The organism is Paenibacillus sp. FSL W7-1279 (assembly GCF_037969845.1).
GTDB lineage: Bacteria > Bacillota > Bacilli > Paenibacillales > Paenibacillaceae > Paenibacillus_AQ.
On the sequence record NZ_CP150215.1, the window covers coordinates 3,739,239 to 3,755,568 of the forward strand.

The window sequence follows — 16,330 nt, forward strand, 5'->3', positions numbered from 1 at the left end:
TGCCCGTTACTTCAACAAAAGCAGCTGATCACATTGATCAGCTGCTTTCTTATTTTGATCGTGCTATCGTTTCCGCTAGTTTAATTGAAAATTCAATTTGCCTTCACTGCTTTGTTTTAATTAAGCATTTCTTAATAGGGCATTATACTACAATAATTGATACCCCGACTTCTTTCGAAATCACTCATAATATTTATACGAAAACCCATTTTCTGAAATATTTAATAGCACAATTTAGGTTTCAGTAATTTGAAGTGTCAAACGAAAAATGAAATGTTTTAGTTTGTTCTCCTCCGATTTTTTTATAGAATTTTATAGCATGTTGATCAACGCTATCCGCTTGAACAAACAATTCCTTAATGGATTTTGATTTGCAATATTCAATCATTTCATATACTAACCTACTACCAATTCCTTTTCTTTGACATTTATTAATGACCGCTAGATCATAAATGTACATCGAAGATCCCTCACGGTCATACATCTCTAATTCGAATCCAGTTAATCCTCCTACAACTTTGCCATCGATGGTTGCCACAAAGCAGACAAAGTTTGGATTTTTCAATAGTTTTTCAATATTATCTAAATTTACATAATTCGGATTCGACGATTCAAACTCTACATTAAACAACAATACTAGCTCATAAAACTTTGAATTGTCTCTAATTTTCAATTTTGTGTACTCTACAATACTCTTATTCATTGAAATTCTCCCCTATCTTTGTCTTGCTTAAAGCACTCTACTATAAATACTTTATTAATTTGTATTTCACATTGCTCTTGAACTCTCGGGGATTTCTGTTAGCGTCTTATTTGCGTACTTCGCAAATCATTCTATATGTAGGGTATTCTCTAAGCTTTTGAACTATCCTGCCCCGTTAGCTTAAAGAGACAACTGATCGCTCTGACCAGCTGCCTTCTCTTCTTTATTCAACTATCGTTTCCAGTTTGTTTAATGCACTAATGCGATTTGGTTTTCACTATGCGTATTACCATCTACATTGCTTTAGGGTTTCCCTTTCTGATACATTGCTTTTTTTTCTAACTTTAATGATTTTTATTTCATTCTCAGGTGTATCGATTAATGTGAAAATGACCCTATCATATGAAGGAGCGTGATGTCCTGAATAGTTTAATGCACTTGCAATAACTAAATGTCTTCGCTTATCTCCTTTAATTCGCTCAACGCTATCTATCCTTGGACACATTATAAAATCAGGAAAATCCTTCTCGATTACAGAAAAGTATCTTGTAAACAATGTTTCCTCCAGAAGTTCTTCTTTAGTTGGTCCAACAGGTTCATACTTCCAGCCTACATTGATCCAATCATAAAGCTCTTGCGAGGTAAATCGGATTTTATTTTTGTTCTTTGTAAGTACAATTTCACCATCAACGGGAGTGCATGTCTTGATAAGACGACCCTTACAGTTATACGCTGGTTCTAAAGTTATTAGATTACCGTTGATCATGTTTATTTTTAAAAGCAATGGAACTTTATCAGCCTCTAACTCGGTTGCCTGTTCGCTTGGACTTGAAAAACTTGTACGATAAAACAAAAAAGCCGCTAATAAAGCGACTTTCAATGGGTCTATGTTCTTGTCTACCGACAGAAGTTACTAGTAAGATCCGTCCATTTACGAAGTTTTATTCTGTATCGTCGAAAAAGCACATCCCGGGCGCGTTGCCGCGCTAATCGGAATGTGCTTAAATCAATTGTTCCGCGTCTACTACTGCTGCTGCCCCTCGATTAATTGTAGAACGCGATACAAGAACGTCGCCGCTTCTGCCCTGCTGGTCGTACTCTTCGGCTTCATGTAGCCGTTAGAGCCCGTAACCAGCCCGTACTCGAACATCGTTGCCACGCTGTCCGCAGCATATGGCGCAATCTGGCTCGCATCACGGAAGCCCTCAAGCGTTGAACCGGATGCGGACGGCTTTATTGCTCTTGTCGTTTGCAGCGCTCGGGTCAGCATAACCATAGCATCCTGGCGGCTGATTGAATCACGAGGAGCGAAGTTAACTTCGTTCACTCCCGAAGCGATTCCCAATTGCTTGGCGATGGACACCGCATCGTAGTAATAATCATTCGGCTTCACATCGGCGAACGTCGAGGCGATTTCGGCACGCAGGTCAAGCATGTTCACCAGCATCAAGATAAAATCAGCTCGCGTTACCTGATTTGCTGGGCTGAAAGTGCCCTTTTCGATCGAGGTGCCTTTGACGATGCCTCTTTCGGCCAGCATCTCGATCGCCTCGCGCGCCCATTCATGCTTGCTAAGGTCGGTAAATGCAGCCGGTTTCTTGCCGCCGATCGCATAGACGCCGACATGGTCGATGGAGAATCGCAGCATATCCTTGTCTTTGTCATACGACGCGCCATTAATTGCCGCCGCGCTGTCTCCCCTCAGTTCGAGAGCTTGCAGATCAACAGCTTGCTCTCCCGCTTGAAGCGAATACGGAATCGCAATCGAAATCGGTGCCTTCGCATTTTTCCAAGACAGAGCTTCACCGTCCAGTTGCAATGCAACTTCCACGATTGGCCTGTTGCCGATCCGCCCGGCTGCTTCGTTACTGCGATACTCGCCCGCATAATCGCTTACGATTACGAGCAGCTTTCCGGCATTCTCCTTGACTCCTGCCAGCATGTCGCCAGTCAAAACAAGCTGAGCGTACGGCGTGGAGATATGCAGAATCAGATTAGAATGGTTCGTCAGTTTAGCCGCCGGAAGCTCCAAAGCATAGCTCCCAGCCGCATTCCACGACTTCAATTCAAGATGAACATGTTTATTACCTTTGCTGTCGGCCACTGCCCTCTGAATGGCGGCATTCAGATCCGACGTCCCCACCGCAGCGGCAGCCTGCTGACCGTTCATCGTCGGGACAAGCACGGCTTTGACTGAACCGTCCGCCTGCAACGAATACGGATTATGCGCCGGACCGCCTCCACCGTTGCCTCCGCCGTTGCTACCACCGCTGCCACCAGCGTTGCCTCCGCCGCTGCCACCACTGTTGCCACCACCGCCGCCTCCATTGCCTCCACCACTCGTAGGCGGCTTGCGGTATTCTAAGGTGACCAGCTCGGGAGTCGTCATGTGATCCGTTTCAAGCTCGACCGTATACTTCCCTTGCTCTTCTCCGGACAACGTAAAGTCGATGTGGAAGCTTCCATCTTCCTCAGTGCCCGTCTGACCGGTATATTGAATGTTGCCTTTTGGGTCTAGCACTTTCACATACAAATGTTCTTTCTTGCCGTTCATGACCAGGCCGTCAATCGTGACTTTCTTCGTGGAAGCGTCCACAGCGGCTTGTATGCCGTCCAACGTCTTTAGCTCTTGCTGCAGGGCAAGATCGTACACGCCGAATTCATAGAAGGAATAACCGTAAAACGTTGCCCGATTCAATCCCTCAAACTTGATGTATCTTGCCGTCGTTGCCGGGAATACCAGGGTGTTCTTGCCGTCAGCAGCTTTAACCACGCCGTTGTTGCCGACTTTCAAGGGCTCCCACGTTTGCTCATCATCCGAGACGCTCAGACGGTATTGGTCCGCGCGCGCATATTCCCAATCGATGCGGATCGTATCGAAGGTTTGCTGGCTGTCCAGATCAACCTGGAACCAAGCCGTATCGCGCACTTCGCTCGCCCAACGCGTGGCCGGTGCGCCGTCGAGCGCCTTCGCAGGCTCCAGACCTGCGGCCTCCGTCGAGGATGCCTCTGCTTCTTTGTCTTGTGAGATGCTGCCAGCCTCGTAATACACGCCTTCCTTCAGCGCCGTATAAGCGCCTTCTGTTACAAACTCAAGGCCTTTAGCTTCTTCCAGCTTCGCACTGAACGCCAGCAAATAGTCCCTGGCTTGCTCAGGGTCGCTCTCTTGCGTACGCTCCATCATGATCAAGGCGTTGCGCAACGCGCGTACCGTATCGGCATTGCTTAGCTGCTTGTTGTCCGCGTACTTATCAACAAGAGCCAATAGCCCTTCAGCGCCCAAACGAGCTTCTATTACGAATTTAACCGTCTTGGATTTGGCAGCGGCCACCGTCAGCTCCAGCACATGCTTACCCGGCTTACCCGTCAGATCTACAACAGTTCCTTCCGTATAAGGCTTGCCGTCATACTTGGCCGTAACTTTAACAATCCCGCTCCCGTCATCTCCCGGAATGGTCCAGGTGAATGCGGCCTGTGTCGTATCAGGCACGATCGTATGCTCCGAGATCGGCTGCCCGTTCATGAGCGCTACAACATCAGGCGGAGCAGCGTCTTGCTTCTGATAAGTGCCTTTAGAGAATTGATACAGCCAATCGTAAAGCACGCGGGTAGCAGGGTCTGCGCTTTTCGCCGCGTTGTATACAGCGTTGTTGCCTTGATAGTAAGCTTTATATCCTTGCTGCATCAGACCGGTATCCACGCCGCTGTTCAAGTACTCGATGAACCGCTCGCGGAAGACGGCGTCGTTGATCATCCGGTCGTCGAATTCCAGCTCCAGCGACATGCCGTACCGCTTCGCCATATCCGCTGTATCCTCCAGACGCGAAGGGTCCAGTTTCTCGAAGAAATAGTTCGGCTGCAAAGATACGGCATCCATGCCGACATCCTTCCACATGAATGCCTTATAGGCCATAAAATGAGGAATCCAGAACAGCTTTAGGCCTGCGTTATGAACGATGTCGCTCGCTCTCTTGACCATCTCCGGCCCGGTCGCATGCGTGCTGATTTGTTCCTCCAACCAATACATGCCGACGAGTTCCAGGTTCGAGTAGCCCGCAGCCGTCCATCTGTCTTGCACTTCATCGACCCACCACTGAATCGCTTTGGCCCGGTTATCCAGCGAGGCGGCATCGCCGACCGCACCTACATCGAAGTTCAGATCCTCGCCGTCAATGCTGCCGAAGTCGGACTGATACTCGCCCGGTTCTGGAATCATCAGAACAACCTTCGTCTTATGGTCAGGCTCGCCAAGCTTCACGCCTGCCCAGGCCGTCGCCTCGTTCAACGCGCTCATATCGCCGCCAGCGTTAAACGTTTTATCCAAATACCATTCCCATTCCTGTTTTCTGGCTTTGCCGGCCGCTTCTGTCGCTCCGAAGCCTCTGCCGTTATCCGATGTCAAGCCCAGATACAGCACGCCGTCGAACAGCCAATCGACAGGCTCTCCCTGCTCGTTCACATAACTGATATTAGGGATAACCCGTTCCTTCGTCCAATTTCCTGTGCCGTCCGCGTAGTGTCCGTTATACAGCAAGCCCAGGTTTTGAATCCCGCCAGTAGCATCTCCAGGCTGCAGGAGGGCATAAGGCTCAGGCTGTACCGGCTGCGCTCCGGCGATCAAGCCATCCGCACCGGTAATCGTCACGTCGTCAATCATGCTCCATGCCCTCGGATGCATGGAGAACACCACTTTCACATACCGAGCGTATACGAGTCCTTCGGTATAATCGCCACGCTTGACAGCTCCAGTTTCTGGGCTGCCGTCCCATGCAAATGTCTCGATATTGGTCTGGTCGCCCCATAACAACTGAGTTGCATTATGAGACAATACGCCCCAGCTCACCCCATCGTCCGACGCATAGAACGAAACGGTGAGCGGCACAAGCGTTTCGTTGTTCGGCCAATCGTGCAGGAAACGCGCGCTCACCTCCTGAACCGTCTTTTGCTCGCCTAGATCAAACACAACCGAACGGGATTTCTTGCTGCGGTGGCCCACCCAGTTGCCGCTGTCACGTGACGGGTCGGCGGCATTGCCGTCCGTCAGCTTCGTCCCGTCGTCCGGGAAAGCGCCCTCCGGCTGCTCAGACCATGTGTACGTTTTCCCTTGGGCCAGATTATAAAAGCCGGCGCTTTCACTGCCCGCCTCCTCCGCATTCACAGACGATATTAACGATAACAGCATGACCGGGACAAGCAGCAAAGCAGTCAAACTTCGTCTAGTTTTCACCTAATCTCACGCTCTCTTTCTTTGCATAATTAGTTCTGCTCCTGTTCCTTCAACTCCGCAAGCGCATCAAGCATATTCAGAATAACGGTCACTGCTTCAGCTCTCGTCGCCGAGGCGGCAGCCGCGAACCGGTTGTCCCCGCGACCGTTCATCACTCCCGCCTCCTGGGCTGCTGCCACGTACGGCTTCGCCCAAGCTGGGATTTGATCCGCGTCCGCGTAAGAGAGCTCATGCCCTTCCGCAGTCTTCAGACCCAAGCCGCGAACAATCATTGCTGCCAGTTCTGCTCGACTGATCGAAACCTTTGGTCGGAATGTCCCATCCGCATAGCCGCTGATCAGGCCGGATTCCAAGGCTTGCGCAATATAAGGCTTCGCCCAGGTTTGAATCGAACCTGCGTCCGCGAAGTCTAGCGAACTGTTCGCACCTTGCAGCTTCAACGCTTTGACCAGCATGACGACGAATTCGTCTCTGCTGACCGTCTTATTCGGCTTGAACGTCTTATCGGTGTAGCCCGCTACGAATCCAAGCTCAACCGCCCGTTTGATAGACGCTTCTGCCCAATGGCTCGCAATATCGTTAAGCCGAACGGTTGTCGATCTGCCGGACTCCCCGCCATTGCCGCTGCCGTTCTCATTGCCGCTCCCGTTCTCATTGCCATTGCCTGGATCTCCGCCACCCGGATTTGAACCGCCGTTTTGGCCTTTTTCCGGACCTGGAGTTACTGGAGTCGGAACCCATCCTCCGCCACCGGAGCTAGGCAGCGCTTTGATTTTGATCTTGAACGTTTTCTCCGCGGATGCAGCTCCCTTGCTGATCGTCGCGGTCAGCACGACCTCCATTTCGCCTGACCCGCTTGACGGACGTTTCAACAACTGTCCATTCGCATTCAGGTAGTCGGGTTTTGAACTGCTCCAGACGATGCGCGTACCGAGCTGCCCTTTCTGCGGGAGGTAAAGGTTGGATGTGATACTTCCGTTTACATTAAGCTCGATCAGACCCATTACGTCTTCGATCGTTAGACGATCACGCGCAACGCTCAGCGTTGCATACGCCTGTTCGGCCTCAGGACGAGACAGCTGGGCGGTTTGAATAGCCGCAGTCGCTTGCCCAATCGCTTGCTGAAGCTGTGCCCAGCCCTCGGGAGAGTAATTGTCCTCCACAAGCTTGTCGGCCTCGATAGCCGTCAACAGGTCGATAATCGGCCGTAGATTGCCGAGTTTATATTCCTCGCCGTACACTTCAAATTCCTCAAAGGAATAGCCGAACATAGTAGCTCTGGACACGCCTTCGAACTTCACGTATCTGGCTGGAGTGCTCTGGAAGGTAGTCACGACTCGTCCCGGCTTTCCGTTAATCTCCCCGTTGTTGTCTTTCACAACGTTCGTCCAGTTCTCCTTGTCCTCTGACACGAGAATGCGGTACTTCGAACCATAAGCCGTTTGCCACAAAATAGATACCGCATCAATGTACTTCACTTCACCTAGATCCACCATGAACCAGGTATCGTCCACCCAATCGCTCGACCATCTGGTATCCCCTCTGCCGTCCACCGCTTTATCCGCCGTGTAGGACGAGGATTCCGGCTCTGAGGATTCAGCTTGCTTATGCAAAGCCAGATTTCCATGCAGGTCCAAGTAGGTGTTCCTTACGATGAGTTCGTCAATCAAGCCTTTAAAAGCATTCGTTTCGCTGCCGATTTTGGCTACCGGCAGAACGAATGTTTCCAGCTTGGAGCCGTCTTTGAGAGTCGCCGTATATTCACTGCCGTTAATGAAGATGGAGGTCCCCGTGTCGTCGCCGATCATAATGACATGGGTCCAGCGATCGGTCGGCAGCTTATAATTGAATTCGCTGACGTAATTTTCTTTTGTGATGGCGATTTTACCGCTGCCCCCAATGTTGTATTTCAGCTGTCCGTCCGGAGATTCCAGCAGCACAACTCCTTGCGGGTTGTCAGCGTCCGGTTTGAACCACATGGACATCGTCCAGCCGAAACCAAGCGTGCGAAGCGGGGTTTCCACGTAGCTGGCCCCGCCGTTTAGCCTCACGGCTTGACCAAAGATTCCCTTCTCTGTGCCTGCATTCACCGCGTTGCCGTCAAAGCCGTTCCCCGAACGGTCCGCGAAGCCTTCGTCGAAGGTATAATCCAGCACGAGATGCCGCTCATTGTCGATTTGAAGCTTGTGTGACTGATGAACACCCGGCGGGTCCACGTACTTTGCGGCATCCGCCTGGAAGCTTGCGAAGTTCCGATCGATGCGATTGCCTCTCCACAGCTTCTCCGCCAGCACTTGCATGGAAGGCAAGATCCGCTGATGCGAGTCCGCCATGGATACGCCTTTCTCTACGGATACATCGTTCCAGAGCGCGAACATGCCGCCTTTGACCTGCGGATGCGCATAAGGGGAAGCTTCGTCTCCAGCCAATCGTTAGGCTCCCACTCGTTGTAAATAAAATCGAAATTCAAATAGCTGCGGTACAGCTGCGGAACGATGTATAGCAAATTCGTATTGGTATTGATAATATCGTAGCCGAGCTCCACGGCCTGCTGAGCGCTTCCGTACGGCTCATACCAGATGTCCATCGTCGCATGGTTGCTGACCGGCGTCGTGCCGTCGTATGCGGACAGACTGCCCCATAGACGGGCGCGTTTGCCTTTGCTGTTAATGTGGTTAAGGAGCATATCCACGTACCTGCGGAACGCCTCCTTGTCGTCGCCGAAATATTCATCCGTGCCGACATGCACATCCGGGCCGACGAAGGTCGGATTGCTGCCGTCGAGATACTCGTCAAAGAGTGTTTTAATGAAGTCGAGCGTCTCTGGACGATTGATATCCAGCTGATTGTTGCTGCCCAGTCGAGAATCGTAAGCGATGAACGCGCCGGAGTGGCCCGGCGTATCAATTTCCGGCACGACGTTTACGCCGTATTCCATCCCAAGCAGCTGCAGGTCTCTGAATTGCTGCTTCGTATAATAGCCGTCCTTGCTCGTCACTCCCGGAAATTTCTCGCTCTCCAGACGGAAGTAACCGACATCGCCGACATCATCGTTCAGGTGAATCTGGAACCGGTTCATCTTATAGTAGGACATCAGCTTGACATAGTCCTGCAAAAACTCGATCGTATAAAACTTGCGGCCCACATCGAGCATAAAGCCCCGATCTGGGTATTTAGGATAATCGCGCGATTGCCCCTTAGGCATCGCCTTATGATCGGCAGCGTGGCCGAGCAGCTGCAAAATCGTTCTCGTGCCGAACATGACTCCCGTCTGCTCGGACGCAGCAACAGAAGCATACTCGCCGATATTCAGCTCATATCCCTCTTTCCCTAATCCCGCTTGCGCGGCATCCAGCATCAAATAGATATCTCCCTCTTGAGGAAAACCAACCTCAACTGTCAGTGACAACTTCGTTAAATCCAATAAGTCCTGCTGCAAAATGTCAGCTGTCCCCCGCAGAGCCGCTTCATCACCTGCGCGAATGACGATTTTGGATTTGTCCGACAAGCGGAACTCGCCGGCTGCGCCCAGCCACTCACGCAAAGAAGGAATGACGCGCGGCTCCGGGTTCCGATCGCTCGTCTGCTCGTAGAGACCGGGTACGGTGACGAGCGCATTATCCGTTAAGAGATATGTCGGATCGCTGTCGCTCTGGATTTGCAGCAGCAGCTGAACCTGAGTATCGACAAGCGGCGCATGAATATTGCCCTGCACGTCGATCACCGGCAAGCTGTCCGTGTTCACCAGCGTCAGCGTATAACCTTCCGGTACAGCGGGCAGATTCAGCAGGGTATCCCCTTCGGAGACGACGATGCTGTTTTTCACCGCGTCCATGATTGGCTGCAGTTGCGGTCTGCCTTTGTATACCTCGAATTCCCAGAAGGAGTATCCGTAATAAATGCCCTCAATAGGACGTCGCGTCTCCCCTTGAAACTTGACGTATTGCGCCACTGTCGGCTCGAAATCGATCGTATCTTCACCCGGCCCGGACGCGGCGAGCACGCGGTTGTCCGCGAATACGTTCCGCCAGGATACCGCATCGTCGGATACGAGAATTTGATATTGCTCCGCCGGAGTCTGCCAGTTGATGATGACTCTTCCGATTTCAACAGGATCGCCCAGATCAACGTAAAACCACTGATCGTCCGTTCTTTCCGAAGACCAGCGGCTTGCATTTTCGGTGCCCCCATCGACCGCTTTCTCAGGCCCGAAATAATCCACTTCGTTCGACGACGAATAAGCCGTTTTCCCTAGAGCCAAATTCCCTGTTGCGGCATTGGACATCTCCCAAAGGGTGGTCACCATTATGAAAGCGGTAACAAAAATGACTAAAAAAATAACCCTCTGCCGTAAACCCACGAATATCCCTCCTGTTTAATTTGCACGAATTACCACATGCAACCCGCATGACCTTCCATGCTATTTGCTGCGGCAACTTCATTATAAGTAGAGGGCAATGAAGCATCGATATACATGTGTTTACATTCCATATACAAATGTGGACATTTGGCCTTCTACGGTGAATCAAGGCTAAGCATGCCAGCATTTCGATCATATCTGGTGCCGTCAGCATTTGAGCAGCTAAAGGATATAGAAACAGCGGCATTGTAGGACACAAATATCCTAAAATGCCGCTGCACGTATCCCGTTATTATAACAATGCATCATCTCTGCAGTTCCGAAGGAGTTAATGTACAATGAGGACTGGGCAACTTGATAGCTGTGAAACCTTGTGGCTGACACTACCAAGCATCATTTCTTTTATGCCCGTTAGCCCACGACTTCCGATAATAATAAGTTGCTGTTCGGCATCCCTTGCATACTTTAATATTTCATGTGCAGGATCTCCCTTAAGATGAACTGTTTCTGAGTTAATCCCTGCAGATTGTAATTTTGATTTGGCTTGTTGCAATTGTTCCAAACTAGCTTTCTCCATTTCGTTCAATATATCTTCCAAGAAATTCTCTGGTACATATGTCATGCCATTCGGCACATATTCCTGGATGACATTAACCAAGGTAACTTGAGTTTGTTTGTTTCGGACTATTTCAACGGTTGCATCGAGGAGTTTGGTTGTTATTTCAGCTTTATCAATGGCCACCATAATTTTGTCAAACATATTTATCATCCTTTCCGTGGCAGCTCGTAACTAGTTCGGCTACCTACAAAACGGTTTCTTGCTGCTCCTATACCAACTAAAAAGAGTAAGACCGAAGCGCCAAGCAGAATGAAAAGTGGCAGATTCCAACTATTTGTCGCATCATGCAGATATCCTATAAGGACAGGACCGATTGCGGCAAGAAGATATCCGATCGATTGGGCCATGCCAGATAGTTCCGCTGCTTGATGCGCATTTTCAGTACGTAACCCGAAAAACATCATCGACAAACTAAAGGCGAAACCTCCACCAATTCCAAGTAGGATGATCCACAACAGAATGATATTGGAGCTTCCGTAAAGAAGTCCGAGCGTTCCCGTCAATAGCAAAATGGTTGTGATGACCACTAACAAACGTTGACTAGACATGCGCCCGGCAATAACGGGAACAATAAAGGTAAATGGAAGCATCGCTAACTGCATGATCGAGAGGTACCATCCTGATTGGTTGGAGTCAATTCCTTGCTGCTTTAAAATTTCAGGCAACCAAGCGATCAACACATAGAAAACCATGGACTGTATACCCATAAACAAGGTTACTTGCCAGGCAAGCGGGGATCGCCAAACATTTACATCGTAGCTGACCATCCTTTGACTTGTCGTGGCTGTTTCCTTCGCTTGATTTCTTAATTGGGGTAGCCAACAGAGGATCGATACAAAGCTTAAAATCCCCCATATTCCCAATGCTCCCTGCCATTTTAGACCTGCGTTCACGGCTAGAGGAACACTGATTCCCGATGCGATTGCTCCACATAAATTCATTGAAATGGAGTAAACACCTGTCATGGAGCCAATTTTATCTGGGAAGTCCCTTTTGATTATACTTGGCAATAATACATTACATACGGCAATTGCGAATCCAAGAACTGCTGTCCCAATAAACAGATTAACTGCGCCAGATAATGAACGTATTACAATACCTGCAGTCAGAAAGATTAGGGCAATCAAAATGATACGCTCTACCCCATATCTTCGTCCTAATTTTGGTACAAGAGACGATAATAAAGCAAAGGCGAGCAAGGGTACCGTTGTGATCAGGCCTGCTAATGTATTTGAAATATGAACGTCATCCCTTATAAGACTCACTAAAGGACCGACTGAGGTTAAGGGAGTACGTAAATTAGCTGCAATAACAATAATGCCGAGAATGATCAGCCCTATAGAGGATTGCACGAATTTTTTATTATGTTTTTTCGGCATTCTTCTTTTCTCCTTCCAGAATTCATACTAATGATTTGTTTCTATATGAGAATAACATCCGCGCGAACAATAAAAGTATATTATAATATATTAAATTTAACAATAAATATTTTAAAATATACAAAGTATCGTCTAAACAATAAAAATACAACTCTGAATTCCCGCCATGGATTCGGAGTTGTATTTATTAAGTGGATTTTCGACTGTTAGAAACCATATTTTAAGGATATATGGAGCACCGTTTCGCTATTCGTACGATTGGTATAAGAGTGAGGACAATCTGCACGAAAACTGATCGTATCATATTGATTCAATGTATAAATCTCTTCATTGACTTGAATTTCAATGGAGCCAGTCATTACTGTCGCGATTTCAGTTGTATTCACATGATGACCTTCGGGGTGATACGAACTATTTGGCTGTAGGTATGCCCGACACATTTCAATATCGTTGCTTTTAAAGACTGGTTCAATGACCCAATTTTTTTCATCATTAGAAAACCGTAATCCTTCGCTTGCTCGATACAAACTAACAGGGTTATCTGATCTGAACAAAGCCAATAGCGGTAAAGATATGCCTTTTGAAATTTTCCATATAATTGCCAAAGTCGGATTTGTCTCGCCACGTTCGATATTTCCCAGCGTAAGTTTGCTTACACCAGTTAATTCCGCTAAGTCGTCTAAGGTCATGTTTTTTTCTTTTCTGTACTTTTTCAAGGCACCGCCGATTTGTAATACCATTTGTTTTGATTCATCGACTTCATCCATTTAAAATTCACCTCAACTAATACTTTATAGCTAGTATATTGTTTATTTAGACTCTTTTCCATATGATTAGTATTTGATGGTAGTCTACACTCCTATGCAAAATTCTGACGTCTATGTAATCTGCCCGTTAGTTTAATAAAAGGGCGGTTTCAACAATGATATAGATAAAGCCATCATCGATAGTGAAATAATATATTTTTGTGAACTTTTGAACATTAGAGTAAGTAATACGCCAATCCAAACATATTGATCATCCCGAATCAAGCAAAGCACTATGATGCTTGCGGTTGCATACCCTTCCTCCCCTACTTATCTAATCGGTAATCGGATATGTTCTTGTCCCTCGGCATCTGTCACAATTGCGTGTTTGCCACAATCGATTCCTATCATAATCATACTCTTAAATGAATAAACCTCCGTCATAAAAACATGACGGGGGTTTTAGACTTTTAATTTTGAAACATAACTCTCCGACGTATTGGCTGAAGTTTCTTGTTCGAGATTAATCGCCTAGATCATCGCGGTCAGTAATATGTATAACAAAAGCATACGAGGTATATCCTGTCTCCCAGTCCGAATTAACCAAGATGGTATATACCCCCAGTTCCGTTGGCAGCTGTACTCGATGATTAACCATCATCATTTCAACATACTGCTCTGTGCCGTTGCCCGAATCTAAGACGTTGAATATTTTCAATCCGTCAGGCTCCAATCCAGCCGGATAAGTTATGACAATATTTGAGCCAGGCTTCACGCTAACGGGCGGATACCGGGCTTCAGACACCCATTGATCTACCGGATCGTTTACTTCCAGGCATCCATTCCAGCAAGAGCTTCCCTGCAGCAGCGGTATCTCCTGCATCCATACGGTACCATCCTTGTACTCGTTCTCATAAGCAATGGACGGAACGGGTGCCTCTATTTGTTCATCGAATGCTAAGCTTTGCTGCTTGATCGAGATTAATTCCTTGTTCTCATCATAATAAACTTCGGAATGCATTTCTTCCCCTACCAGGCGAAGCGGGACGTAGATGTTTCCGTTGTAGTTAATTACAGGAAGCCGGACGGTTTTACCGTTAATCTCAAATTTCCCGGATGACAGGAAGTCAATCGAGGAGCTTGCGCCGTAAGCGGCCAAACCGATCACAGCTAACAAACCGAACCATATCCATACCCATACATATTTTCGCAAATCGCCCTCTATGCCCCCTTCCATAGTCGGTCATACCATTTTTTATTCAGGTATTTGCATGCCTCGCGGCAGTCGTACTTCAAAAACTGTACGAATCAAGCTGCTGTCGGCCGTGATCGTTCCATGATGCTGCATCACGATATTTTTCGAGATAAATAAGCCAAGGCCTGTGCTGCCCTCCCGATGAATCCGGGATTTATCGCCGGTATAAAACATGTCGAATAGATGCGGCAGTTCGTTCGGCTGGATGCGGTCGCCAAAGTTGATCACCTGAACTACCGCTACTTCAGCTTCAAGGAAAGCATGAATATCTACAAATTGACCGTCGTTGCCGTAACGAATCGCATTGGTCAGCAAATTCTCAAACACGCGTGCCAGCAAGTCGCCATCGCCCGAAATGATCAGATGCGGAGTAACGTGCAATCGGGCCTTCAGTTTGTTTTTCTCAAAAACCGGAAGTAATTCTTCGCTTAACTGCGTCAGCAGCTCGCTTAAATCGATGGGTCGTTTTTCGACTGGCAGCATACCGTAATTCATTCTCGTGATTTCGAACAATTCGTCGATCAGCTTCTCCAGGCGCTTCGACTTCGCGAAAGCAATGCCCGTATAATGCCGAACCTGTTCTTTGGTCAATAACTCGTCCCTAAGAATGAAATCCAGATAACCGATAACGGAAGTGAGCGGCGTACGCAAATCATGGGCCAAATTCAGTATCAGTTGATCTTTGCTGCTCTCGGCAAAATCTCCCCTCGCCACCGCTTGCTTGAGCATCTCCCCGGTCAGATTGATATCCGCTGCGATATCCCCGAATTCGTCCCGGGTCGCAATCGAAACCCGCTTGTCAAAATCGCCGTTGGCGAGATGCCGAATCCCCGCAGAAATTTCATTAAAATAAGCCACATAAGGCTTCGTAAGCAGAAAGAAAAAAAAGACCGCCAACGGGATAAAAAATATCAGGAAAAAATTAATGTCCCCGACCGTTCTTATGAACAAACGGACATAAGCCAGCGGATCCTCGAATTTAACCTGAGTTCGGTAATAATATTGCAGAATTTTGTATAGTGCGAACATGATGATGCCGGATAAGAGCATGCTTAAGCCAAAGAGCGCAATCATTTTGGAGCGGAAGCTTTGTATCAAATTAGCCATTAAACGTATAGCCTACCCCCCAAACCGTTTTGATCAGCTTGTTTTTGTTCGTATCTTCATGCAGCTTTTTCCGCAAGGTCCGAATATGCACCATAACCGTATTGCTTGTTTCAAAGTAGGCCTCGCCCCATACGTGCTGGAATATATTTTCCGTACTAAACACCTTTTTTGGGTAACTGGCCAGTAAGAGCAATATGTCAAATTCTTTGGGCGTCAGCTCGATCGTTTCGCCGTACAGGGTCACCATCCGCTGATCGGGGTAAATGACCACCCCTCCCGCTTCCAGCGCGGGTTTGCCGGAAATCATCGGTTGGCTCATTTGCATATAACGGCGAAGGTGGGCATTCACGCGCGCGATCAGCTCCATCGGGTTGAAGGGCTTGGTCATATAATCGTCTGCGCCTCTCACCAGCCCGGCAATTTTATCAAGATCGGACGTTTTGGCGCTCAAAAATATAATCGGCATGTGATTCTGTTCCCGAATTTGCCTGATGACTTCATAACCATCCAGCTTGGGCATCATAATATCCAGTATCGCCAGATCGATGGAATGCGTTTGAGCTGCTTGTACCGCCTCCTGCCCGTCCTCCGCTTTAAGGACATCATAGCCTTCTTTTTTTAAGTGAAGCTCAATCAGGTCCGCAATTTCCGGCTCATCGTCCGCAATAAGAATTGTAATCCGCTTCATGGTATCCATCCTCTTCGTTCACTTTGCAACATTATTGAAACTTGAGACTACAAGCAAGAGGGTTCAGTAATTCAATCCAACAGCTTGTAAAGCACCTCCCGACTATACCAGTCTAAGCGGAATATCTTAAGAATCCTTTTAGAATTCTTAAAGAGTTATTAAAGTTACAGTTGCAAACTGAAAGAAAGGGTTCAAAAACACCCCCGAATATAGCCTTCCTTCTTCAGGGGTGCTACCCTCTATCTA

The 16,330-nt window shown here is 48.1% G+C and carries 11 protein-coding genes; all 11 read right to left on the minus strand.

Annotated elements, in window-relative coordinates; translation table 11 throughout:
* Window positions 1-241: 241 nt before the first annotated feature.
* The gene (locus MKY82_RS16620) at window positions 242-703 is read right to left on the minus strand and encodes a GNAT family N-acetyltransferase (RefSeq protein WP_339296617.1); all 462 of its coding nucleotides are present in this window, start codon (window positions 701-703) and stop codon (window positions 242-244) included.
* Between the two features lie 286 nt (window positions 704-989).
* Window positions 990-1,583, minus strand: coding sequence for a hypothetical protein (locus MKY82_RS16625; RefSeq protein ID WP_339296618.1), 594 nt, complete (start codon window positions 1,581-1,583; stop codon window positions 990-992).
* Window positions 1,584-1,727: 144 nt separating this feature from the next.
* The gene (locus MKY82_RS16630) at window positions 1,728-5,930 is read right to left on the minus strand and encodes a DUF4855 domain-containing protein (protein WP_339296619.1); all 4,203 of its coding nucleotides are present in this window, start codon (window positions 5,928-5,930) and stop codon (window positions 1,728-1,730) included.
* Between the two features lie 29 nt (window positions 5,931-5,959).
* Window positions 5,960-8,359, minus strand: a complete 2,400-nt coding sequence (locus MKY82_RS16635) for an S-layer homology domain-containing protein (RefSeq protein ID WP_339296620.1) — start codon at window positions 8,357-8,359, stop codon at window positions 5,960-5,962.
* Complete coding sequence (locus MKY82_RS16640; RefSeq protein WP_339293868.1) at window positions 8,278-10,290, minus strand: family 20 glycosylhydrolase; 2,013 nt, start codon at window positions 10,288-10,290, stop codon at window positions 8,278-8,280. Before MKY82_RS16640 ends, MKY82_RS16635 begins: the two co-directional genes overlap by 82 nt.
* 328 nt (window positions 10,291-10,618) lie before the next feature.
* Entirely contained in the window at window positions 10,619-11,050 is a 432-nt protein-coding gene (locus MKY82_RS16645; RefSeq protein ID WP_339293869.1) for a universal stress protein, read from the minus strand.
* 5 nt (window positions 11,051-11,055) lie between these two features.
* On the minus strand, window positions 11,056-12,288 hold the full coding sequence (locus MKY82_RS16650) for an MFS transporter (protein WP_339293870.1): 1,233 nt from the start codon (window positions 12,286-12,288) through the stop codon (window positions 11,056-11,058).
* Between the two features lie 206 nt (window positions 12,289-12,494).
* Complete coding sequence (locus MKY82_RS16655) at window positions 12,495-13,055, minus strand: XRE family transcriptional regulator (RefSeq protein ID WP_194542769.1); 561 nt, start codon at window positions 13,053-13,055, stop codon at window positions 12,495-12,497.
* A 502-nt stretch (window positions 13,056-13,557) separates the two neighbouring features.
* On the minus strand, window positions 13,558-14,247 hold the full coding sequence (locus MKY82_RS16660) for a copper amine oxidase N-terminal domain-containing protein (RefSeq protein ID WP_233354938.1): 690 nt from the start codon (window positions 14,245-14,247) through the stop codon (window positions 13,558-13,560).
* A gap of 42 nt (window positions 14,248-14,289) precedes the next feature.
* Window positions 14,290-15,396, minus strand: coding sequence for a HAMP domain-containing sensor histidine kinase (locus MKY82_RS16665; protein WP_339293871.1), 1,107 nt, complete (start codon window positions 15,394-15,396; stop codon window positions 14,290-14,292).
* The gene (locus tag MKY82_RS16670) at window positions 15,389-16,084 is read right to left on the minus strand and encodes a response regulator transcription factor (protein ID WP_339293872.1); all 696 of its coding nucleotides are present in this window, start codon (window positions 16,082-16,084) and stop codon (window positions 15,389-15,391) included. The genes MKY82_RS16665 and MKY82_RS16670 overlap by 8 nt, the downstream gene beginning before the upstream one ends.
* Between the last annotated feature and the right edge of the window lie 246 nt (window positions 16,085-16,330).

What these genes read in the sequence shown, in the direction of transcription:
- MKY82_RS16665 (WP_339293871.1), bottom strand. Translation starts at nt 15,396, where the DNA reads ATGGCTAATTTGATACAAAGCTTCCGCTCCAAAATGATTGCGCTCTTT.
- MKY82_RS16670 (WP_339293872.1), bottom strand. Translation starts at nt 16,084, where the DNA reads ATGAAGCGGATTACAATTCTTATTGCGGACGATGAGCCGGAAATTGCG.
- MKY82_RS16650 (WP_339293870.1), bottom strand. Translation starts at nt 12,288, where the DNA reads ATGCCGAAAAAACATAATAAAAAATTCGTGCAATCCTCTATAGGGCTG.
- MKY82_RS16645 (WP_339293869.1), bottom strand. Translation starts at nt 11,050, where the DNA reads ATGTTTGACAAAATTATGGTGGCCATTGATAAAGCTGAAATAACAACC.
- MKY82_RS16620 (WP_339296617.1), bottom strand. Translation starts at nt 703, where the DNA reads ATGAATAAGAGTATTGTAGAGTACACAAAATTGAAAATTAGAGACAAT.
- MKY82_RS16655 (WP_194542769.1), bottom strand. Translation starts at nt 13,055, where the DNA reads ATGGATGAAGTCGATGAATCAAAACAAATGGTATTACAAATCGGCGGT.